This window comes from Bacillus sp. SJZ110, assembly GCF_006715455.1.
In the GTDB taxonomy this organism is placed as follows: domain Bacteria; phylum Bacillota; class Bacilli; order Bacillales; family Bacillaceae; genus Bacillus; species Bacillus subtilis.
The window spans coordinates 44,001-65,088 of record NZ_VFNF01000009.1; the positions used below are offsets into that span (position 1 = coordinate 44,001).

At 42.8% G+C, this 21,088-nt stretch carries 22 protein-coding genes and 1 riboswitch; of the genes, 2 read left to right on the top strand and 20 right to left on the bottom strand.

The genetic code is table 11. The annotated features are described in order from the left end of the window. Window positions 1–100: 100 nt before the first annotated feature. The 6 genes from FB592_RS19870 to FB592_RS19895 all read right to left on the bottom strand — a co-directional run bounded on the left by FB592_RS19870 (window position 101) and on the right by FB592_RS19895 (window position 5,325). Window positions 101–880 carry a metallophosphoesterase gene (locus FB592_RS19870; protein WP_003230532.1) on the bottom strand — a complete coding sequence of 260 codons (780 nt, stop codon included), beginning with the start codon at window positions 878–880 and terminating at the stop codon, window positions 101–103. Window positions 881–966: 86 nt separating this feature from the next. Continuing rightward, window positions 967–1,410 carry a YpbF family protein gene (locus tag FB592_RS19875; protein WP_003230531.1) on the bottom strand — a complete coding sequence of 148 codons (444 nt, stop codon included), beginning with the start codon at window positions 1,408–1,410 and terminating at the stop codon, window positions 967–969. Between the two features lie 62 nt (window positions 1,411–1,472). Next, window positions 1,473–2,204 (bottom strand): LysM peptidoglycan-binding domain-containing protein, encoded by a 732-nt coding sequence (locus tag FB592_RS19880; RefSeq protein ID WP_072173297.1) that lies wholly within the window; start codon window positions 2,202–2,204, stop codon window positions 1,473–1,475. After that, the gene (locus tag FB592_RS19885; RefSeq protein WP_014477208.1) at window positions 2,155–2,757 is read right to left on the bottom strand and encodes a CPBP family intramembrane glutamic endopeptidase; all 603 of its coding nucleotides are present in this window, start codon (window positions 2,755–2,757) and stop codon (window positions 2,155–2,157) included. Before FB592_RS19885 ends, FB592_RS19880 begins: the two co-directional genes overlap by 50 nt. A 26-nt stretch (window positions 2,758–2,783) precedes the next feature. Continuing rightward, window positions 2,784–4,274 carry a RecQ family ATP-dependent DNA helicase gene (locus tag FB592_RS19890; protein WP_015251799.1) on the bottom strand — a complete coding sequence of 497 codons (1,491 nt, stop codon included), beginning with the start codon at window positions 4,272–4,274 and terminating at the stop codon, window positions 2,784–2,786. Then, the gene (locus FB592_RS19895) at window positions 4,267–5,325 is read right to left on the bottom strand and encodes a YpbB family protein (RefSeq protein WP_014477210.1); all 1,059 of its coding nucleotides are present in this window, start codon (window positions 5,323–5,325) and stop codon (window positions 4,267–4,269) included. Before FB592_RS19895 ends, FB592_RS19890 begins: the two co-directional genes overlap by 8 nt. A gap of 265 nt (window positions 5,326–5,590) precedes the next feature. On the opposite strand from FB592_RS19895, the gene FB592_RS19900 reads away from it, so the two are divergent. Then, entirely contained in the window at window positions 5,591–5,839 is a 249-nt protein-coding gene (locus FB592_RS19900; RefSeq protein ID WP_003225461.1) for a ferredoxin, read from the top strand. 39 nt (window positions 5,840–5,878) lie between these two features. Here FB592_RS19900 and fmnP read toward each other — a convergent pair whose 3' ends face one another. Further along, window positions 5,879–6,451, bottom strand: coding sequence for a riboflavin transporter FmnP (gene fmnP / locus FB592_RS19905; protein ID WP_004399159.1), 573 nt, complete (start codon window positions 6,449–6,451; stop codon window positions 5,879–5,881). A gap of 153 nt (window positions 6,452–6,604) precedes the next feature. Continuing rightward, a riboswitch (FMN riboswitch) is annotated at window positions 6,605–6,739 on the bottom strand. Window positions 6,740–6,947: 208 nt separating this feature from the next. On the opposite strand from fmnP, the gene serA reads away from it, so the two are divergent. Further along, window positions 6,948–8,525, top strand: coding sequence for a phosphoglycerate dehydrogenase (serA, locus tag FB592_RS19910; protein WP_004398713.1), 1,578 nt, complete (start codon window positions 6,948–6,950; stop codon window positions 8,523–8,525). A 42-nt stretch (window positions 8,526–8,567) separates the two neighbouring features. Here the strand turns inward: serA and aroD are convergent, their stop codons facing one another. The 13 genes from aroD to FB592_RS19975 all read right to left on the bottom strand — a co-directional run bounded on the left by aroD (window position 8,568) and on the right by FB592_RS19975 (window position 21,053). Further along, on the bottom strand, window positions 8,568–9,335 hold the full coding sequence (aroD, locus tag FB592_RS19915) for a type I 3-dehydroquinate dehydratase (protein WP_043940146.1): 768 nt from the start codon (window positions 9,333–9,335) through the stop codon (window positions 8,568–8,570). Window positions 9,336–9,447: 112 nt separating this feature from the next. Further along, window positions 9,448–10,551 (bottom strand): GerMN domain-containing protein, encoded by a 1,104-nt coding sequence (locus tag FB592_RS19920; protein WP_038828562.1) that lies wholly within the window; start codon window positions 10,549–10,551, stop codon window positions 9,448–9,450. Next, a complete protein-coding gene (sigX, locus tag FB592_RS19925; RefSeq protein ID WP_003230521.1) occupies window positions 10,487–11,071 on the bottom strand; it encodes an RNA polymerase sigma factor SigX in 585 nt (194 codons plus the stop codon). Before sigX ends, FB592_RS19920 begins: the two co-directional genes overlap by 65 nt. 203 nt (window positions 11,072–11,274) lie before the next feature. After that, entirely contained in the window at window positions 11,275–13,044 is a 1,770-nt protein-coding gene (resE, locus tag FB592_RS19930) for a sensor histidine kinase ResE (RefSeq protein WP_038828561.1), read from the bottom strand. Beyond that, complete coding sequence (gene resD, locus FB592_RS19935; protein ID WP_032726061.1) at window positions 13,041–13,763, bottom strand: DNA-binding response regulator ResD; 723 nt, start codon at window positions 13,761–13,763, stop codon at window positions 13,041–13,043. Before resD ends, resE begins: the two co-directional genes overlap by 4 nt. Before the next feature lie 80 nt (window positions 13,764–13,843). After that, window positions 13,844–15,019: a cytochrome c biogenesis protein ResC gene (resC, locus tag FB592_RS19940; protein ID WP_032726062.1), complete on the bottom strand. Its 1,176-nt coding sequence runs from the start codon at window positions 15,017–15,019 to the stop codon at window positions 13,844–13,846. A 19-nt stretch (window positions 15,020–15,038) separates the two neighbouring features. Then, window positions 15,039–16,667: a cytochrome c biogenesis protein ResB gene (gene resB / locus FB592_RS19945; protein ID WP_038429221.1), complete on the bottom strand. Its 1,629-nt coding sequence runs from the start codon at window positions 16,665–16,667 to the stop codon at window positions 15,039–15,041. Then, on the bottom strand, window positions 16,664–17,203 hold the full coding sequence (resA, locus tag FB592_RS19950) for a thiol-disulfide oxidoreductase ResA (RefSeq protein WP_014480156.1): 540 nt from the start codon (window positions 17,201–17,203) through the stop codon (window positions 16,664–16,666). The genes resB and resA overlap by 4 nt, the downstream gene beginning before the upstream one ends. A 94-nt stretch (window positions 17,204–17,297) precedes the next feature. After that, window positions 17,298–18,032, bottom strand: coding sequence for a 23S rRNA pseudouridine(2605) synthase RluB (gene rluB / locus FB592_RS19955; RefSeq protein WP_004398815.1), 735 nt, complete (start codon window positions 18,030–18,032; stop codon window positions 17,298–17,300). Between the two features lie 91 nt (window positions 18,033–18,123). Next, entirely contained in the window at window positions 18,124–18,660 is a 537-nt protein-coding gene (spmB, locus tag FB592_RS19960; protein WP_003230509.1) for a spore maturation protein SpmB, read from the bottom strand. A gap of 4 nt (window positions 18,661–18,664) precedes the next feature. After that, window positions 18,665–19,255 carry a spore maturation protein SpmA gene (gene spmA / locus FB592_RS19965; protein WP_004398980.1) on the bottom strand — a complete coding sequence of 197 codons (591 nt, stop codon included), beginning with the start codon at window positions 19,253–19,255 and terminating at the stop codon, window positions 18,665–18,667. After that, window positions 19,243–20,391: a D-alanyl-D-alanine carboxypeptidase DacB gene (gene dacB, locus FB592_RS19970; protein ID WP_014480157.1), complete on the bottom strand. Its 1,149-nt coding sequence runs from the start codon at window positions 20,389–20,391 to the stop codon at window positions 19,243–19,245. The genes spmA and dacB overlap by 13 nt, the downstream gene beginning before the upstream one ends. A 122-nt stretch (window positions 20,392–20,513) precedes the next feature. Then, window positions 20,514–21,053: a YpuI family protein gene (locus tag FB592_RS19975; RefSeq protein WP_014477219.1), complete on the bottom strand. Its 540-nt coding sequence runs from the start codon at window positions 21,051–21,053 to the stop codon at window positions 20,514–20,516. Window positions 21,054–21,088: the final 35 nt, after the last annotated feature.

Consider the following 21,088-nt stretch of genomic DNA (forward strand, 5'->3'; position numbering starts at 1 on the left):
GAGTCATAGGTTCTTAATTGTTATCAGTTTACACTGAGTTCACTAGTAAGACAAGCACAATGCAGTTTTTATTGCCATATGGATTTTTGCTTTTTAGAAGTTATTCTGGCCCGCAAAGAGTCACAATGTGTGTTTCAGGCTCAGCACCTAAACGAAGAGGCACTTTTGTCGTGCCGTAGCCGTTGCTGATCAGATATGCCGCGTTTTTAACAATACCTGTTTTCCCCAGTTCATAAGGGCCAAATTTTCCAAACCTGATCTGGCCTCCATGGGTATGTCCGCTGAGTATCACATCAATACCGTCATCTTCATTGATTTGTTCATGAATCTCCGGATTATGGCAAACCAGAATATTCAGCTGGCTTTCATCAAGTTCTTTGATGGCTTCCTCATAATGATCCATCTCCATCCTGATATCATCAACCCCCGCAATCGCAATTGTATGCCCATTGTATGAAAACGGGACTGACTCATTTCTCAGAGTGATGACGCCGTGCGCTTTAAATATGGAATACAGCTTATGCTGCCTGACTTCATAATCATTATTCCCCCACACAAACACGATAGGGACCCCGAAATGTACGAGCCTTTTGATGTTTTCCTCGATTCTCGCACTGGGCACCCCGCCCTCAGCTAAATCACCGCCGATTATAACCAAGTGAGGGGCATGGCTTCGCGCTTTTTCTAAAAGGTCTTGATCGATGAGACGTTTGTGAATGTCTGAAATAAAAAAGATTGTCAGAGGCGGCTTGCCCTTCATCTTTGATAAAGGAAACGTATGTGTCTTCAAATGATTGCCTTTTGCTGTTGCATACATTTTTGCCGTCATTGCCGCTGCCGCAACAGTTAGTACACCGGCAATTTTCACTGATAGCTTCATAAAAAACTCTCCATTCTTTTTAGAACTTATCAATAAGACGGACAATAAAAAAAAGACGTTTCTATCGTTTGAGAAAACGCCCCATTTTATTTACTTTCAAAATATAGATTAATGTCATATTTGTGCTTCATCATATGAAAAACAGACTCTCTCGCCTTCCATTTATCGGGCTGCGGCCAGAGATCAGTGCTTTTCTGAATAATTTCACATCTCAGTTTATGGAAATCAGTCTCGGATTTTTCTTCCTTTTTCTTGAAATAATATGAAGTGCAGTAGGCAAAAGCGGTTGCCAGCATCCAAAATAAATAAAAGGTATGGCTAAGTATTTCTTGAAGTATAAGCTGAGGCTCCGGGCTTTTGATCATGATCATAACACATAATAAGCCTAGGCAGATAAGTGAAGCCCATCGCCATCTGCGGCATTGTGCTGCATAATTTTCGAATTTTTGTTTTCGTTTTACCAGCGCTTGGAGCATCTGTTTGGTCGGCGCGTCTGTAAACTGATCCAGCTGATTCCATAAGGATTCCATACGCTTCACACCTTGTCCATTTTCATTGCTACAATATATGAACGTAAAATAAAAATAATACCCTATTCATCCATTAAGGGGATGTCCAAAACTTGTCCGGTGTAAACATCATTTCCATTCAGATGATTATACGCTCGAATTTTTTCTTCTCCTGTCCGGCTTTTATAATACTTCATGGAAATGCGGTATAGCGTTTCTTTCTTTTGGACGGTGTGCTTGACAACGCGATTCGGCACATTTTGAACTGGCTCAGCCGGCTGCTGTTGCTGTTCTTGCTGTTGTACTGTTGATTGGGAAGAGGAAGCAGCCGCGGCGGTTGCTTCCTCCTTATTTGCCGAGTCTTCTTTTTCCGCTACAGCAGTCTGTTTCTTATCAGCAGCTGTTTGCTCTTTTGGCTTGGAATCTTCTGGCTCTTTTTTTGACTCCTTCTGCAGTGCGGTTTCTTTAGTGTCTGCGGTATCGTTTTTATCCTCTGATTTCGGGACAATCTCATATTTGCTTTGGCTGCTGTCAATAAAAACGTCTTCATAATCGTCATGATTATCCGGGTGGCTCTTTAGATAAAATAAGGTGACTAAAACGATAACCGGCACAAATACAAATATTACTGCGAGTACTGTGAATAATGGCGTTTTTGTTTTACCTTGCTTTTTTTTCTGTTCTCTTTGATTTTTTACAGATTGTCTTGTCGGAAGGCTTTCTCCATCATCGACATAATCGTCCGCTAATGCGGCGTTTTGATCTTCATAAAGATTCTGGGCTTTTCTTCTCTCTACTCTCGACATGTTCGTCATGTTTATCCCTCCTCACATGTTCAAAACGAATCTGACAGGCAAACACGGCATCAATGATAAAATGCGCCGTCATCGGAACAAATAAGTTGCCGGTCCATTCATACATCAGACCGAGCAAAAAGCTGATTGCTGTCACCATAATAAATAACAGCCATTTTGACAAATACCGAAAGTGCAGAGCGGCAAATATAAGGCTGGCCGCCCATAAACCGATATGAGTCTGCAGCACTCCTCTGAATAACATTTCTTCCGCGAAAGCAATCAGAAGCGTTAAAAATATAATATGAGGGATTGACCTCTTACTGAATATTTTTTTATTGATTCCGCCGTCATCATATAAATGAGACGGAAACCATTTCATTACTGCCATATCGGCTAAAATAACAATAACAGCTATAGAAACACCATACCAGATGATTCGCATATCGCGAATGTCCCAGAGCTTTAATACGTCCCGTACATCCTCAAAAAAGAACAGTCCTGCTGCAGCAGCGGCAAAGATGATGAGTAGCTGCGTCAAATATAACTGCTTCAGCATGTCACGGTCAGTCATATGCTGAATATAATCTTTTTGCTGTTTCAGTTCAGCTCACCTACAGTCTGCAAGCTGAATATCCGGTGCAATTCCGAACTCCAGCTGTCTAATGGCGCCATTTTACTCCGTTCCCCTTTTTGTTCATACAAGGATAAATCAAAACCGCAATGTGAACAGCACGGAAGGTTTCCGTCATCGGGCTCGTATGATTCATCAAAGTAGGTTAACAGTGCCTGCCTTAAACAGCCGTCACGCTGAAGCAAAAATGATACACGGTGCATTTTTTCCAGCTTCAGCTCCATGCGATATGAAATTTCTTTCTTCATCAGTTCAACTGATGTTTTTCCCTGCATAAAGAGATGAATCATCATACGGGCCTGTGTCTCTCCGACGCCATACTGAAGTAATACGTCACGCAGCCTTCTCTCATCCCGCTCCTCCGTCTTCTCTAGCACACGGATTACGTCGGCGATTTCTTCAGCTGTGACACTCTCCATCTGGATAATTTGTTCCTGCAATTCAAAATCCCCTGGCGCCCGCAGCAAAATGCTGACACTCGGCTTTCCGTCGCGTCCCGCTCTGCCGATTTCCTGCATAAAAGCTTCTGCCGTCTGCGGGAGGTGAAAATGAATCACATATCTGATATCAGGTTTATCGACACCCATTCCAAACGCATTCGTACAACATATCACATCAAGCTGGTTATGAATAAACTGCTGCTGAATTAAAATCCTGTCCCCTGACTCCAAACCGCCATGGTAAAAGTCGGCTCTGCTGCTCGTTTTGCTTTTAATCTCACCCGCTAATTCCTCAGCCCATTTCCGTGTCGGACAATAAACAATTCCCGGGCCTTGCAGGTTTTCAACCAGCTGAATGACCCTATCTATTTTTTCGGCAGTATCCGCCGCATTTTCAACCCTCAGTGCGATGTTTGGGCGGTTGACTGAGTTGAGATGGCGTACAGCATGCTGCAGCTCCAGCAGGTTCATGACATCTTGCAGCGTTTCCTTTGTAGCCGTGGCGGTCAATGCCAGAACGGGCGGGTGTCCAAGTTTTTTTCTCAGCTGTCCGAGCTTTGAATAATCAGGCCTGAAGTCGTGTCCCCATTCAGAAATACAATGCGCTTCGTCAATAACAAATAGGCTGATCGGGACGCTTTTCAATTTTTCCAATACATATGGAGACTGTAAAGCTTCAGGAGACAAGTACAAAAATTTATATCGATGAATATGTTCTAAAACAAATTGTCTTTCCTGCCTGTTAAGCATGCTGTTCAAAGCTGCAGCACGCTTTTCCCCCCGGGCTTTCAGCTGCTGCACCTGATCCTCCATTAAAGAAAGCAGTGGAGAAACGATTAATACCATGCCGTCAAGCATATAACCAGGCAGCTGGTAGCAAAGCGATTTCCCTCCCCCAGTCGGGAGCATTGCAATGGTATCCTTCCCGCTGAGTATGCTTTCAATAATGTCCTGCTGCCCTTTTTTAAAGGAAGTAAAACCAAAAAACTGATATAACGTTTGCTGTAATTTAGTCATATTGCTGCACCTGCTTTGTCAATGCCAGTCTGATTTGAAAGTAGCTGAACCGCTGTTCCAGCCCGTCGCGAATTTGTTTGATTTTATTCGTCCGCATCCGTTTGGCAAACTCTGCGATTTGGAGCTGGTCTTCTGCTGATACATAATCATTAATCATAAACGTAGGCTCATGGAGAGAAATCTCGACAATGTGGTCTTCAATCGTCGCTGTTTTCAGCTTTCTGATTTCAGCAATTCGATGTATCGGAAACCCTTGTTTGACCATCTGCCATGTTTTCCTCGTCGACTCTGTCAGGGCATTATCTAAGTGCACATCAGAAAGGAGATCCTTTAACAAAGCATCTTCACACTCCGGAAGAGAATGAATAAAATAATGTACCGAAGCCCAAAACATGATATAGACATACCATTCGTCTTCTTTCATCGTATCAGCAAGCTGCCTGCTCGTATAACCGATCCGATGGTGCGAGGTTAAGGAGTAGACAAAAATTTGCGCTGCTTTGTTTTCAATCTTTTTCAAATGCGCCTCAAGCATGGCAAAAAGGCTTTTTGCCATCTCTATATGATCCGTATGCCGGGACAGGTATTTCTTTACCCAGTGAAGTGTCTTATGATCCTTTGTGACAGGGATATACTGCCTGCTCCCTTGCTGTTTATGGGATAAGACCTGCACAAGCAGCGAAAGCCTTTTCCAAAGCACGCCGGCAGCCTGCTGATAATGAGCACCGTGACAATAAACGGGCCACGGCCGCTCGCTAAGGGAATGTCTCAAAACTGCTGCGCCGCTGGCTGTCACTTTGTATGTATCTGTTTCAGACATTGGCGCGAGATATGAATGCTTTTCAAGCTTGTCAAGCGACGCAGAAATATCGCTTCTCGAACATTTTGCCGCCATTCCAAAGTATTTTGCAGTCTGAAATAAGCCGGCATCTTGAATGGTTTGTGACGATCTCTTGCCTTTGAATAGGTGAAAAACAGCGCTTCCCGACCGTTCCCCGTTTATTTTGCAAAGACAATCGAGAACCATAATATCGAAGTAATTTAATGACAACCTATCCACCTACATTCTTCCTGACAAAAATCGTTGATTTGCTCTTTTTATTTTAACAGATTTCAAACAGAAATCGACGTTTAAAGTCATCATTAAGGGGGATGTTATGTAGATAACCCCTTATGTGATAAGCATTCTCAATCATTTTTCTGTTGAAATGTAGCAGCAACATCATTACAATAAGTAAGAGGAATAGGTGTTAAATTGATTAAATATAAAGATTGATCCATTTGTTCCACCAAGAACAATCTGGGAGGTTTTATTCATGGCAAAGTACACAATCGTAGACAAAGATACATGTATTGCATGCGGCGCTTGCGGAGCTGCTGCACCAGACATTTACGATTACGATGATGAAGGCATCGCGTTCGTAACGCTTGATGAAAACAAAGGTGTTGTCGAAGTTCCTGAGGTACTGGAAGAAGATATGATTGACGCATTTGAAGGATGCCCTACTGATTCCATCAAAGTGGCGGATGAGCCATTTGAAGGCGACCCGCTTAAATTTGAATAGAAGTAACTAAAAAAAGCTCCCGAACGGGAGCTTTTTTATTTAATGGATATGTGCACTTCGCTGCTGCTCAATCCATGGCTTAAGCTTGATAAAAATTAGTGAGAATACAACCGTAATTACAATACCTTTTATCATGTTAAACGGCAGGATACCTGCGACGACTGCTGTTTTTAGCGCGCTGTCGGATAATGCCGGTGAATGTAAAAACCACGTGTATGCCGGAAGAATCAGAACATAATTTAAAATACTCATTAAAATGGTCATCGCTGCAGTTCCCAAAAGCAGGCTGACAGCCAAGCCCTTTGCTGAGTTGAGTTTTTTAAATAAGAAAGCAGTCGGTAATATAAAGAGTGTTCCTGCAATAAAATTCGCAACTTGCCCTACAGGAACTCCGGCCATGCTTCCCTGAATGATATACTGAAGAACATTTTTTATCGCTTCTACGGCAATACCCGCCAAAGGTCCGTAAATCAGAATGGCAATAATAGCGGGAACGTCGCTAAAATCGATTTTTAAATAATCCGGAAGACCCGGAAACGGGAAATTTAACAGCATCAAAACAAATGCAATGCTGCTCAGCATGCTGACCACAACTAATTTTTTTACTTTCACTTCATTCTCTCCTTTTCGATCACATCTTACTCGAAAACGGAAAGGTTCTTTTCCAGCCAATAAAAAAACCGCTTCATATATAAAAGCGGGGTTTCGAAAATTAGGCTAGGCAAAGAAACGTTTGAAAAATTCAATTTCAAAACGCTTATGAACCTCCATCTTCTCCCATCCAGACTGTACTGTCGGCTCCGGAATCTCACCGAATCCTGCTGTAAAGACAGCTCGCGGGCTTAGAGCCATTGGCTCATCACCGCCGGTAGGGAATTTCACCCTGCCCCGAAGATTGATCATATGAAATTTAATTACATTATAAACGATAACTGGTTGGCTGTATAGAGAATTGCTTCAAATTATATATATTACCTGCAAGCTGTCAAATCATTGATTTATTAGGCTTTACTTTTATCCTTTACTGCGTCAATACACGTTGACACTCTTTTGAGAATATGTTAAATTATCAGATATTTAGTTTGTCAATTTAGGAGGAAATCTAACGATGTTTCGAGTATTGGTCTCAGACAAAATGAGCAACGACGGTTTACAGCCACTTATTGAATCAGACTTTATTGAAATCGTTCAAAAAAACGTAGCAGATGCAGAAGATGAATTACATACTTTTGATGCTCTTTTGGTGCGAAGTGCGACAAAAGTAACAGAAGACCTTTTCAACAAAATGACTTCTTTAAAAATTGTCGGAAGAGCCGGTGTCGGTGTCGATAATATCGATATTGATGAGGCTACGAAACACGGGGTAATCGTGATCAATGCTCCGAACGGCAACACCATTTCGACAGCTGAGCATACATTTGCAATGATCTCTTCTTTAATGAGACACATTCCGCAGGCTAATATCTCAGTGAAATCCAGAGAGTGGAACCGCACAGCTTATGTGGGTTCAGAGCTCTATGGAAAAACGCTTGGTATTGTAGGATTAGGCCGAATCGGAAGTGAAATTGCACAGCGTGCGAGAGCGTTCGGTATGACAGTGCACGTTTTTGATCCTTTCTTAACGGAAGAAAGAGCGAAAAAAATCGGCGTAAACAGCCGTACATTTGAAGAAGTGCTTGAAAGTGCGGATATCATTACCGTTCACACGCCTTTAACAAAAGAAACAAAAGGCTTATTGAATAAAGAAACCATTGCAAAAACGAAAAAAGGCGTTCGTTTAATTAACTGTGCGCGAGGCGGAATTATCGATGAAGCAGCACTTCTCGAAGCTTTGGAAAACGGGCATGTTGCGGGAGCGGCTCTTGACGTTTTCGAAGTTGAACCGCCAGTTGACAACAAACTTGTTGATCATCCATTAGTCATTGCCACTCCTCACTTAGGAGCATCAACGAAAGAAGCACAGCTCAATGTCGCCGCCCAAGTGTCAGAAGAAGTTCTGCAGTTCGCAAAAGGCCTGCCTGTCATGTCAGCTATCAACCTGCCTGCCATGACAAAAGATGAATTTGCTAAAATTAAGCCCTACCATCAGATTGCAGGAAAAATTGGCAGCCTTGTATCACAGTGCATGAAAGAACCAGTACAGGATGTTGCCATTCAATATGAAGGCACAATTGCTAAACTTGAAACATCGTTCATTACAAAAGCCCTTCTGTCAGGCTTTTTAAAACCGCGCGTTGACTCTACTGTTAACGAGGTCAATGCCGGGGGTGTCGCAAAAGAACGCGGCATCAGCTTCAGTGAAAAAATTTCCTCTTCTGAATCTGGATACGATAACTGCATCAGCGTAAAAGTGACAGGAGACCGCAGCACCTTTACTGTAACAGCTACGTATATTCCTCATTTCGGAGAACGAATTGTCGAGATCAATGGATTTAATATTGATTTTTATCCGACAGGTCACTTGGTGTATATCCAGCATCAAGATACAACAGGTGTCATCGGCCGAGTAGGACGTATTCTCGGAGATAACGATATTAACATTGCAACTATGCAGGTTGGCCGTAAGGAAAAAGGCGGAGAAGCCATCATGATGCTTTCCTTTGACAGACATCTGGAAGATAAAATTGTGAAAGAACTAACAAATGTCCCTGATATTGTGTCTGTGAAGCTCATTGATCTGCCATAATCAAAAAAACTCAAGCTATAAAGCTTGAGTTTTTTTATTGTTCTATCCTCGTGTGTTTTTATGCAAAATATCTAAGACACTCCTTAGCTCAGAAACAGGTATTTGACCTGGTGCGGACGCCTCTTCTCCAGCTCCAAAAGTACAAGCCGATCCAAAAACCTCACCGCTCAGCCTGCTGATGAGCCCTGTTGCAGCCATTGACATTGTAATAATGGGGCGGTCTGCATATTTTGTTTTCATTGTATACGTCGCATCAAGCAGCGTTAGGAGATCTCCAGTATCATTCGGCATAACAGCCATTTTGGGAATATGTGCCCCTAAATCCTGCATTTTCCGAAGTCTTGAAAGAATCTCATCTTTCGAAGGCGTTTTTTCAAAGTCGTGATTTGACATCACCACATAGACGTTGTTTTCTTCCGCCATCGATACTAACGCTTTTACATGTGCATCTCCTGAAAATAATTCGATGTCTATCAGATCGATGTCTTTTGTTTGGATTGCCGATTCCAGCAAAGCAAGATAGGAGCTTTCGTCCATCTCCATGCTCCCGCCCTCTTTGTGGGTTCTGAATGTAAATAGAAATAGCTTGTCTTCTAAAGATTTACGAAGCTTAGACATGAGCTTTGTGACCGCTTCTCTGTCATTAGCTTTTTCAAATACGTCGACTCTCCATTCAACAATGTCCGGATTCAGTAATTTTACTGCCTCTGCTTCATTCAGAATTTGTTTTTCCGTCTTTCCCATCAGCGGAACGATGATTTTCGGCATTCCTTCCCCGATGGAAACTCCTTTAATTGTTAACACGTTCACTCATCTCAAATCCTTTCAATCGTTACCTTGTTTTATTATACACGCACAACTTTTTTTTGAAAATTTCTATTATATGAATAGCAACTAAAAAAAGAGCCTCAAAGGGCCCATTTTAGTTTAAGAAAATCGGATTTGGAGCAGCCGGTACCGGAATTGCATCTGATACGTCATATTTGCCGATTTTGTTTGTTCTGGTTTCGGTAAAGGTCACTTCTGTGAAGCCAAACTCTTTTGCGGTTAAAAGAAGTCCCTCAATCATTAAAATACTGGCAATAGAATCCTCAACTTCTGAGTCCTTTGAGAAACGGATATATAAGTGCTTCTGTTTCTTCGTTACAGATTGGACAGTACCTGCTTGAATAAGCGGTGTTGTATCTTTTTGACTGCTCGATTCCATTTCATTAATCGCTTCTTTTACCGTATCAAATGTTTTTTCTGACGGAATGAGAAAGTTTCCTTGTTTATTTTTGTACAAGTAGTAAGCTCTTTTTGACTGTTTTGGAATCGAAATTTCCGTAAAAGTGCCATATGAGCCAATCCGAACCCCAGTCTCATTTTGATCCGATAAAAATTTGACTTTTTCATAAGGACTCCATTTTAAGGATTCTTTAAGCAATTTTTTTAACAGTGTATCATCTTTTACAGAAAATGCCGTAGCTGGCTGATGGACTCGTATACTTAATTCCTTCTGCTTTGGTTTTTCTTTTATTTCTACTTCATCTATGAAGGATGGAATTGTAATGGCATGATCCAAGATATCCAATTCACTACTTACAGTCAGCATGTCCTGGATCGTTTGGTATGCATTTGTTTTTTGAATGCTGACAGGTATGATTGCAGATGTATCGGCATCAGCAACTGCTACAGTGATGTAATTGTCTTGTTCCTTTTCAGTTACAACAAACGATGTATGATCCAGGGATGATGCAGCTTTTGGGCTGTCTTCTGTCTCAGTTTTCGTTACTGCGTTCTCTTGGGACGCTTCTTTTTGTTGAGGCTGTGCCTGATCAAAGAAATGAGGAGAAATAATGAAGGCGATATAAACCGCAATTGCAGCGGCACACGCGGGGCCAATCCACCTGACAGCGGGCTTATTTTTACGCTTTGCCATCGTCAGCCGCTTGTAAATATCCTGAGGCGAACGATGGTCTTTAACTGCCGGAAGTTGACTTAACAACTCCTTTATCTGTTCTTCGTTCCATTCTGACTTCATCATCCATTAGCTCCTCCCTCAAAAGCTCCATATGTTTCCGAAGTACTTTGAGCCCTCTGTGTTGGGTCGTTTTTACTTTGCTTTCCGAGAAGCGCAGAGCCTTGGCTGTTTCCTGTATTGAATATCCCTGAATAAACCGCAAGATAATCACAGCTCTTTGATCGATTGTACATTGATCAAGCGCAGCATAAATTTCCCGGACATTTTCATGTTGAACCGCAAGTTCGTCCGGGAGCAATTGCTGATCCCTGACATCCTGTGTATCCCAGTCAAATGTACCGAGTATACGCTGTCTGATTGTTTGCTGTTTACGAAACCAGTCTATCGCAACATGGCGTGCGATAGACAAAAGCCATGTTTTTTCACTGCTTCTTCCTTCAAACGTATGATAAGAATTTAATACCCGGATATAAACCTCTTGAAGAAGGTCTTCTGTCTGGTTTTTATCCTTTACCATATAAAATAAAAATTGGTACAAATCTTGATGATATGTATCATATAATAATTGAAAGGTTTCTTCCATTTGAAACCCCTCCGTTCACTTTTTTGTCGTATGAATAGCTTGAAAAGTTACATTACAACTATATTACGAGTAACTGGAATTTGGAAGGGAATTTATATTAACATATCCTTAAATTTTATTAATGTTGGCTATTAAAAAAACACCCGCTCAGTCAGCGGGTGTTTCTTATGGAACAAGATTCTTCGGCAAATTCAGACTCGATTTTACCGTTTTGTCGGAATATAAAAAGTAAATGTTGTTCCTTTATCTATTCGGCTGTGCACAGTAATTGATCCGTTGTGGGCTTCCACGATATTTTTAACGATAGCCAGCCCTAACCCGGTTCCTGCTCTGCCCCTTGTCCGCGCTTTATCTGCCTTATAAAACCGCTCAAAGATAAATGGCAGATCTTCTTCCGGTATGCCGGACCCGGAGTCTTTGATATCAATTTTCAATCCATCCTTCACAGAATGGACTGAAATGGAGACACTGCCGCCGGATGAAGTATGCCGCAACGCGTTATCGATCAAATTGGTAAATACCTGCTCCATCTTGTCTTCATCAAACATAAATTCCGCTTCTGTGAGGGAAATGTCATGATGTAAAGCAATATTTTTTTCTTTCGCAACACCGGAAAACTTCCGAATGATCTTTTCTAAAAACTCATTCACATTGATTTTTTCATAATGTAAGCCTGTATGGCCTGATTCCATTCGGGCTAAATCAAGCAAATCATTAACTAAACGGCCCATTCGGAGCGATTCGTCATAAATGATTTGGGCAATTTCTTTCCGGTCTTCTTCAGAGCTTGCAATGTCATCGACAATTGCTTCACTGTATCCCTGAAGCATGGAGATTGGTGTTCTCAGCTCATGACTGACATTTGCGATAAAGTCCTCCCGCAGCTTATCAAGGCGGCGTTCTTCTGTCATGTCACGCAGTACGGCAACCGCTCCTCTGACATGCGATTCCGCATAAAGCGGCGACATCAAAAGCACCCATGATCTGCCTTGCAGCGTCATCTCAATCATTTGTTCTTTTTCAGTGCTGACAGCGTTTTGAAACAGCTCTTTTGCTTCAGGCGGAAGGTTGTCGCCTTCTTTGATATTCATGTTCTGTTCATAATACCAAGCCTGAAGAAAACGTTCAGCCGGCGGGTTGGTCACAAGAATCGTACCGTCAATATTAATGGTAATAACCCCGTCAGCCATACTGCTCAAAATGTTAGAAAGCTGCTCTTTTTCTTGATTGAGCGCATTGATATGAAAGTTAAGCTGCCGGCCCATTTGATTAAAAGCGGTCGCCAGTTCACCGATTTCATCCTGAGTTAAAATCGGGATTTTTGTATCGAACTTGCCCTTCGCCAAATCCTGCGCGCCTTCTCTCATTTTTCGGAGAGGGTACGTGACCCTGCTTGATAAAAAGAATGCGAAAAATGTGGTCAGCACAATCGCAATTCCAGCGGCAAGAAAAATATAGCGGGTCGTATGTTTTGTTGTATCTTTAACGGCAAGCAAAGACTGGGATAAAAAGACCATGCCTTTCTTTCCGTCTTTTTCATACGGGACACCTACAATCAGGCGTTCATTATCCGTGTCTGTATCGCTCAGTCCCGTCCGTTTGCTTACTTTTTTATGGTCTTTGAGAGCTTTATTTAAGTCTTTGTCATGCTGTATTTGCTCAACCGTAATAGACGACAGGCGATTTTTATCATTCGGAGAATACCAGTGGTTCTTCTCATCCTGGATGATGGCAATGCTTGTTAAGTTATCAGCGAGCTCCCAAGTGATTGACCTTGCCAGTGCCTGGTCCTCGTGATTTTCTAGGATGACAGCAACTTTATTCGCAAGCTGTGTTAAATCATTCTCGGCTTCTTCCACATGGTAGTTTTCAATAAACTCCAGCAAAAGAACCGTTAAAATGAACAATACGATCAAGACGAGTGAAAGGATCGTAAACCACAGCTTGCCTACTACGCTTTTCCAAAATTTCATTCAGCGCCGACCTCAAATTTATAACCTACACCCCATACTGTGACAATTTTTTTCGCAGCTTCCGGAGATACCTTGTTCAGCTTCTCTCTCAAGCGTTTGACGTGAGTGTCCACTGTGCGTAAATCACCAAAAAACTCATATTGCCACACTTCTTTCAGAAGCTTTTCCCGATCATACACCTTGTCAGGCGTTTTCGCTAAGAAATATAGAAGCTCATACTCTTTTGGCGTCAGGCTCACTTCTGTTCCATCAGCTGTTACGCGGTGAGCATCATGGTCTATTGACAGATGTGAAAACACGAGCACATTTTTCGTCGGTGTATTGGCATTGAAATAAGAGGTTTGGGATGCTCTTCTCAAAAGGGCCTTTACACGCAGCACGACTTCTCTCGGGCTGAACGGCTTAACAATATAATCATCTGTTCCCGCTTCAAACCCCTGCACCCGGTTTGCTTCTTCTCCTTTTGCGGTCAGCATGATAATGGGTGTCGCTTTTTTTTCACGAATTTGCCGGCACACTTCAATTCCATCAGTCCCCGGCATCATCAGATCAAGCAAAATTAAGTCATAATTGGCTTCAAGCCCTTTAGTAATGGCTTCATCACCATTTTCAGCTTCATCTATAGCATAATTTTCACGTTCAAGATACATTCTTAAAAGGCGGCGAATTCTGGCTTCGTCATCAACTACTAATATTTTTGTTTCGTTCGTTTGGTCCATGTTTTCCCCCTGCTTTCCTTCTGTTACTTTCATTTTATCAAATCGTGAGAAAGTTTGAGAACTGTGTCGCTTTCAAAGGACTATGCATAAGAATGAAGTCCGGCAAGCACAAGATTTACGAATATTAAATTAAACATAATAATAGCAAAACCGATTACGGCCAGCCATGCTGACTTCTCACCGTGCCAGCCTCTTGACAGTCTTAAATGCAAGTAGGCGGCATAGAACAAAAATGTGATCAGCGCCCATACTTCCTTAGGGTCCCAGCCCCAAAATCTGGTCCACGCGAGCTGAGCCCAAATCATTGCAAAGATCAGCGCGCCGAGTGTAAAGATCGGAAATCCGATTGATACGGCCCTGTACCCAACCTCATCCACCAGATCAAGATTGACGTTTTTCACCAGCGGATGTAATAGAGCGCTGATTCTTTTTCTGATGATCAGGCGGAGAGCCCCATACAACACAAGACCTGCTCCAAATGACCAAATGACAGTGTTCACTTTTCTGCCTGAGAAAAGCGCGGGAAGATCAACAAGCGGTTCCATTCTTCCTTCGGTCAAAAGCTCTCCCTGATGCGGACCGACAAGCGCGGGCATTTCGTACACCATCACGCTTTTTTCTTTACTTTTGTCCACCCAGTTAAACTCCGCTTCATAGCCTGCAAGACGAAATGCTGATGTGATTGCAATAAAGGCGACGGTTGTGACCAGGATAAACATAATCGCTTCAAGCCAGAAGGTCTTTTTGCTTGGCTTTGTCTGGTCTACATGCTTCAAAAGAAAGATGACACCAGCGACAAAGCTGATGGCAAGTATAGCTTGCCCAAGCGCGGCCGTTGTTACATGAATATACAGCCAGTTGCTTTGGAGCGAAGGAATTAAAGGCGAGATATCTGTCGGAAACATGCTGGCGTAGGCAATCAGCAATAAAGCAATTGACAGCGTAAACAGGCCTAATGAAGGCAATCTATAGAGAAAATAAAGAATGATAAACGCCAAAACAAGCATCATGCCAAAAGCGGTGGTGAATTCAAACATATTGCTGACCGGCGCATGGCCGCTGGCAGCCCACCTTGTGATGAAATATCCAAGGTGGCAGAAAAAACCGACAATAGAAAGGGTGATTCCAATGTTGGCCCATCGGTTTGGCTTGCCCTTTTTATCTTTATTCCCGCGTATGGCCCCGCCGAAGATCGGGACAGCGATTAAATACACAAGAAAGGCCGCATAAAGAAAATTTCCGCTCAGCTCTGCCATGACATCACTCCCTTTTCGCCTATTTCTGTGTTTTGATTAATTCTTTTTGGTCCACCGGTTCAGTCAGTCCGGAATCAGCCAATATAAATGCTAAATCCTTCTTCAGGCCAAACCAGTTTTTATTGGTATGCCCCGCTACCATAACTGCACCGTCCTGTGAGTGCAGCCAAATTCTTCGATGCTGCCAGTACATACCTTGAATAACACCGATCATAAAAATGGCTCCGCCGACAGCAAGCACCCAGAGTGTAAGGTCCTTTCTGACTGTAAGTCCAGTAATGTTTTTCGTTTCGACATGGTCAAATTTCAGCTTGTATTTATTATTGCCTGATCCTTCGATGGTTTCTTGGATGGCGACAAAGCTCTTTTCGCCTTTCGGTTTGTCCGGCGTTATAATATTAAAGACAAAAGCCGGATTGTTAGGGATCTTTGTTTTTGTGCTCGGCTCTCCGTCCTGATTAAAATAGAAGTCAGGCAGGTAGCTGGCGATTTCCACCTTGTAACCGTTGCCAAGATCATAGACCGAATCTGGATCCAGAAGGTTGATCTTCAGGCTCCCAAAGGATTTTTTTGTTTTTTTATCAATCAGCTGGAACACCATTTGGTCAAGCTGATTCTCTTTGTAATCCACCTGGTAAACGGAAAAAGAATCAAAACGCAGCGGCTGATTGACACGGATGTCTTCTTCTGTTACTTTTTTCAGCTTCGGCTTCTCGCCATAAACAATTTTTCCTTCTCTCTTGTAGAGTACGGCATCGGTTTGAAAGTTCTTTGCCACTCTACCGTCCCCGACTCTGTCAATGGCATCTGCAAATACCTTTTTTTCCGTTTTGCTGTTATAGGTCTCTACGCTGAATTGATTGTTTTTCAAATAATATTTTCCGTCTGTACCCGGAATTGCGGCGGTTTCGCCTTCTCTGACCCAAAGCGTCTCATCGACGTACATGCCAGGCACAAATCTCAGCATCGCACCAATCAGAAAGATGATCAATCCAATATGGTTGACATACGGGCCCCAGCGGGAAAAGCGTCCTTTTTCAGCAAGAATGCTGCCCTCTTTTTCTCTGATTCTATAATGTTTTTTCTTTAATAGAGCAACTATCTTTTCTTTCGATTCCCCGTTCAGTACAGTAACTGTTTCACTGAACAAGCGCTGCCTTCTTAAAAAAGCCGGGCTCCTTCTGACGCCTTGGTTTTTTAACGCTCTGTACAACGGAATGACCCGATCAAGGCTGCAAATCACGAGTGAAATGCCGATCGAGGCAATGAGCAGCAAATACCACCAAGAACCATATAAATGATGAAACCCGAGCAAATAATAAAGCTGGCCGAACGTGCCGTACTGCTCCTTGTAATAAGTATCAGCCTGTGCGCCCGGAGGCAGATAGGCTTCCTGGGGAAAAATGGTGCCGAACGCTGATGCGGCAAGGGTTATGACGATAAGCCATATTCCCACCTTAACCGAGGAAAAGAAATTCCAAATTTTATCGATGATCGTTTTGTTATAGGTTTGCGAACGTCTTGCGCTTCCGTCATATCTCATATCAGCGAGCGGAGGTTGAGTTTCCTGAAGAGCTCTTCCGCACGATTCGCATAAAACGGTTCCGACCGGGTTTATATGTCCGCATTCACATTTGACTTGCTTCATCCCGAAGTCTCTCCGGGTTTTATGAGATTCATATATTCGTGTATCATGCTTTCTGTCATAGTGCCGGTCACCACCTTGACAACTTTTCCTTCCGGATTGATCAAAAAGGTTGTCGGAAGCGGAGATACGTCATAGGCATCAAGCACTTGGCGATCTGTATCCAGAACAACCGGGAAATTCACTCCGTAGGATTTCATAAAATTATGTACTGCTATCTTTGACTCCCCAACATTTACAGCGACAATTTCAACACCTTGGCTTTTAAAATGCTTATATTGGTTTGCCATATAAGGAAACTCTTTTTTGCACGGTTCACACCATGTACCCCAGAAATTCAAAAAAACACCTTTCCCTTTTAAGTCACTGAGCTCGATACGTTTCCCATTCGTATCCTCAAGGACAAAATTCGGTGCGTCGGACCCTTCGGATATACTCTCTTTGCCGGCAAATACAGCATTGTAAATGGTATAGCCGAGTGCGCAGATTAAAACGAGAAGGATGCCGGTCCGAATGAATAAACGCCTTTTTTTCTTCATTGTCCACTGCCCCCTTCCCCCTATTGCAGATCCATTCAATTATATCATTGCACGTTCATTTCACATTTCTTACTTTTTGAAGGTTATGTGAAATTTAGAAAGCGTTTTTACCGTGATCCGCCAGTGCTCTGAGCCTTTTTACTTCGTGAGGCGTAAGCTCTCTGGCATCGCCCGTGTGCAGGCCTCGCAGGTTTAAAAACGCGTATTCCTCACGCTTCAGCTTGATTACCTCATGTCCGATCGCTTCAAACATGCGGCGCACCTGTCTGTTGCGTCCCTCATGGATCGTCAGCTGAATAATGCTTGTCTGCTTTTTCTTATCCAAGGACAGCAGCTTCGCTTTAGCAGGCGCTGTTTTGCCTTCTTCCAGCCTAATTCCGCGCTCCAGCTTTCTGAGCAGCTCTTTAGGCGGGATTCCTTTCACCTTCGCCACGTATGTTTTGTCTATTTCATACTTAGGGTGCATCAGCTTATTGGCGAATTCGCCGTCATTGGTTAAAAGCAAAAGACCGCTCGTATCATAGTCCAGACGCCCAATCGGATAAATGCGCTGCGGAATATTTTTAAAAAAGTCCGTCACCACTTTGCGTCCTTTATCATCTTGCGCTGCGGAAATAACGCCTCTTGGTTTATATAAGAGAAAGTAAACCGGCTCTTCGCGTTCAACCTTTAACCCGTTTACCTCAATCTGATCAGAACCGGTGACCTTAACACCTAGCTCTGTTACTACTTTGCCATTCACCTTTACTTTTCCTTCTTTAATCAGCTCTTCTGCCTTTCTGCGCGACGCAACTCCGGCATGAGCAATCACTTTTTGCAGTCTTTCCATGTCTTTCACCTCAAGTATTATCTTACTTTTTTCAACCTTAACAAACAAGCTTTTTCAAATTCCTATGCCAAATCTAAAAAAAACGCCGTTTTCAGGCGCTCCCAAATAATAACGTAACGATGATGATAGATGCAACTACGCCGATTAAATCTGCAAGAAGTCCCACCTTTAATGCATCACCCATTTTTTTAATGCCGACTGCTCCGAAATACACAGTCAGTACGTAAAGCGTTGTATCTGTAGATCCCTGCATGACGGAAGCCAGCCTGCCGATAAAGGAATCGGGCCCGTATACTGCAATTAAATCGGTCGTCATTCCGAGAGCGGCCGTACCGGAGATCGGGCGGATCAGAGCAAGCGGCACTACTTCAGCAGGGATGCCGATAGCGGAGAAAGCCGGTTTTAAAAGATCCATTATAAAATCAAGCGCGCCTGATGATCTGAAAACAGTTATAGCGACAAGCATTCCGACTAAATAGGGGATAATGGAAAAGGCAATTTCTATCCCCTCTTTCCCGCCTTCGACAAACGATTCATATGTTGGAACCTTTTTGATCGTTCCATAAAGAAGAATTCCGGCAATAATGATTGGAATCATGGCTAAAGACAGCCAGTTGATGATTTCCATCCGCTCACCTTCCCTTCTTTTTGCGGCGGTAATAAAAATACCGATCAATGATAATGGCACCGATTCCGGAAATAAGCGTTGCCAAAATGCTTGGCCCGACGATATCTGTCGGCGTTTTGGAGGAATAAGCCATTCGGACAGCGATCACCGTTGTCGGGATGAGTGTGATGCAGGACGTATTAACGGCTAAAAAAGTAATCATTGACCGGCTTGCTTCCGATCGGTTTCCATTCAGCTTTTTCATTTGTTCCATTGCTTTAATGCCAAGCGGAGTTGCTGCATTTCCGAGGCCGAAGAAATTCGCCATAAGATTAGATAAAATATAGCCCATCGCCGGGTGATCCGGCGGTATATCAGGGAACAGTTTAGATATAAAAGGCCTGCACATCCGGCTGAAAATATCCAAAAGCCCTGACTGCTCGGCGATTTTCATTAAGCCAAGCCAGAAAACAAGCACGCTCATCAATCCAAATGAAATCGTAATCGCTTCTTTCGCACCCTTAAACACGGCTTCATTTACATCTTGCAGAGTTCCATTGCACATCGCAAAAACGAGTCCGATCACGGTTAAACTGACCCAAATTATATTGACCATTTTGCTCCGCCTGCCGCATTCAGAAAGATTGATTTAAACGTTTCAAAAAATTGTTTCTTCGGTTTTTGATGCCGCTCATTTTCATAATAGATCGGCACTTTTGCGATGGTTGCATCGTTGAACATGATCTCCATGTGCCCTACGATGTCAGGGATTTTCGAGGCATCTTTTTCCCATGCTTTTTTCGGCTTGAGCAGTGTGGTATTAATTTTCACATCTTCTTTTTCCTCTTCAGTCAGCAAATAGGTGATATCACGTTTGATAAAAGCCTTCGATTCATAAAATGTGCCTTTCAGCTTTGGAATATCCCCTTTTTTTGCAATTAAATAGGTTTGATAATGCTCAAACACATAGTTAAACATCTTCATATGGTCATCCCAATCATTAGGGTCATTAATGGTGACGGCTATCAGGTCAATGCCGTCCTTTGAAGCCGTAGAGACCAGTGTCCGTTTTGCAAGTTTTGTATAGCCTGTTTTTCCTCCTGTGCTGTACGGATATAGCATGGTCAGCAGTTTATTTTTGTTTTTCCATACGCTTTCCATCGTTTCCGCTTTGTATATTTTTGTGCCTGAAATCTTTTGATAATCTTTCAGCTTCATAGCATACTTAGTTAAAATGGCCATGTCATAGGCTGTTGAATAATGATTTTCATGGTCGTCCAATCCGTGCGGGTTTTGAAAACGGGTGTTTTTCATACCAAGCTGCTCGGCTTTTTGATTCATCATATAAACAAACCCATCGAGGCTCCCACCGACATGCTCAGCAATCGCGACAGCGGCGTCGTTTCCTGATCTTAGCATCAGGCCATACACAAGATCTTTTAGCTTCACTTTTTGACCTTCTGTTAAATAAATGGCGGAGCCTTCTGTTCTGACAGCATTTGCCGAAACCGTCACCGTTTGATCCATTTTGCCGGATTCGATGGCGAGGACGGCGGTCATAATTTTTGTGATGCTCGCGATCCGCCTTTTTTGATGCTCATCCTTGGCATATAACACTCTGCCTGACGCACCGTCAATAATGATCGCGCTTTTTGCACTGACATCTATAGCAGCATGTGCTGTATTCACATTTACGGTTGCAATAAGAAAAGAAATCATGATCACGAATACTGCTTTTTTGAAAATGCGCATGTTTGCTCACGTCCTTGTGGTGGTTTGTACAAGTTTATGCGCATGTCCATCAGTTATGAATAACAATTATATTTCTGGAAGCAAACATAAAAAAACTCTCCCTGAAAAAGGGAGAGTAAACGTTATCTGATTGGCGCCATGCTTGATCCGGACGCTTCGTAATGAGCCAGCTCTTCCCTCATCTTCAGAAAGGCCGCGCTCAACGGCAATAATAATTGCTCAAGCGACGCAGGAACAGCATGATAAAACTCAATTGCGCTGACCCCGGTATAAGACGCCCGGCTATTTTCACACCACGTGTCTTTTTTCGGCATAAAGAACTCTTCAATGCATTGGTGATACACATTATAAAGTGTTTTTTCCGCTCTGGCTTCCTGAAAAGGCTCCTGCATCAGGAGACGGCGGCACGCTTCTGCGCCTCCTTCACAAAATACTGCCATTCTTCTCAGAGTGCTCAGCACATCACAGCAGTATCCTTTTTCAATAGGCAATTCAGCCTGTAAGGACTCAAGCGTCGTTTGATTTAGGTAATCGTTCACGGTATTGACAACCATTGATAAGAATTCGCCTGTTTTTTGAGTCTGCGCTCGCACAATCGAATGTCCCATTTCGTTTGGTATCTTCCCCTCATGTCTTTGTCTCTCACATTTTGCTTCTTTCATGATAGCTTCTTCCTTATATCTTATGATGATGAAAA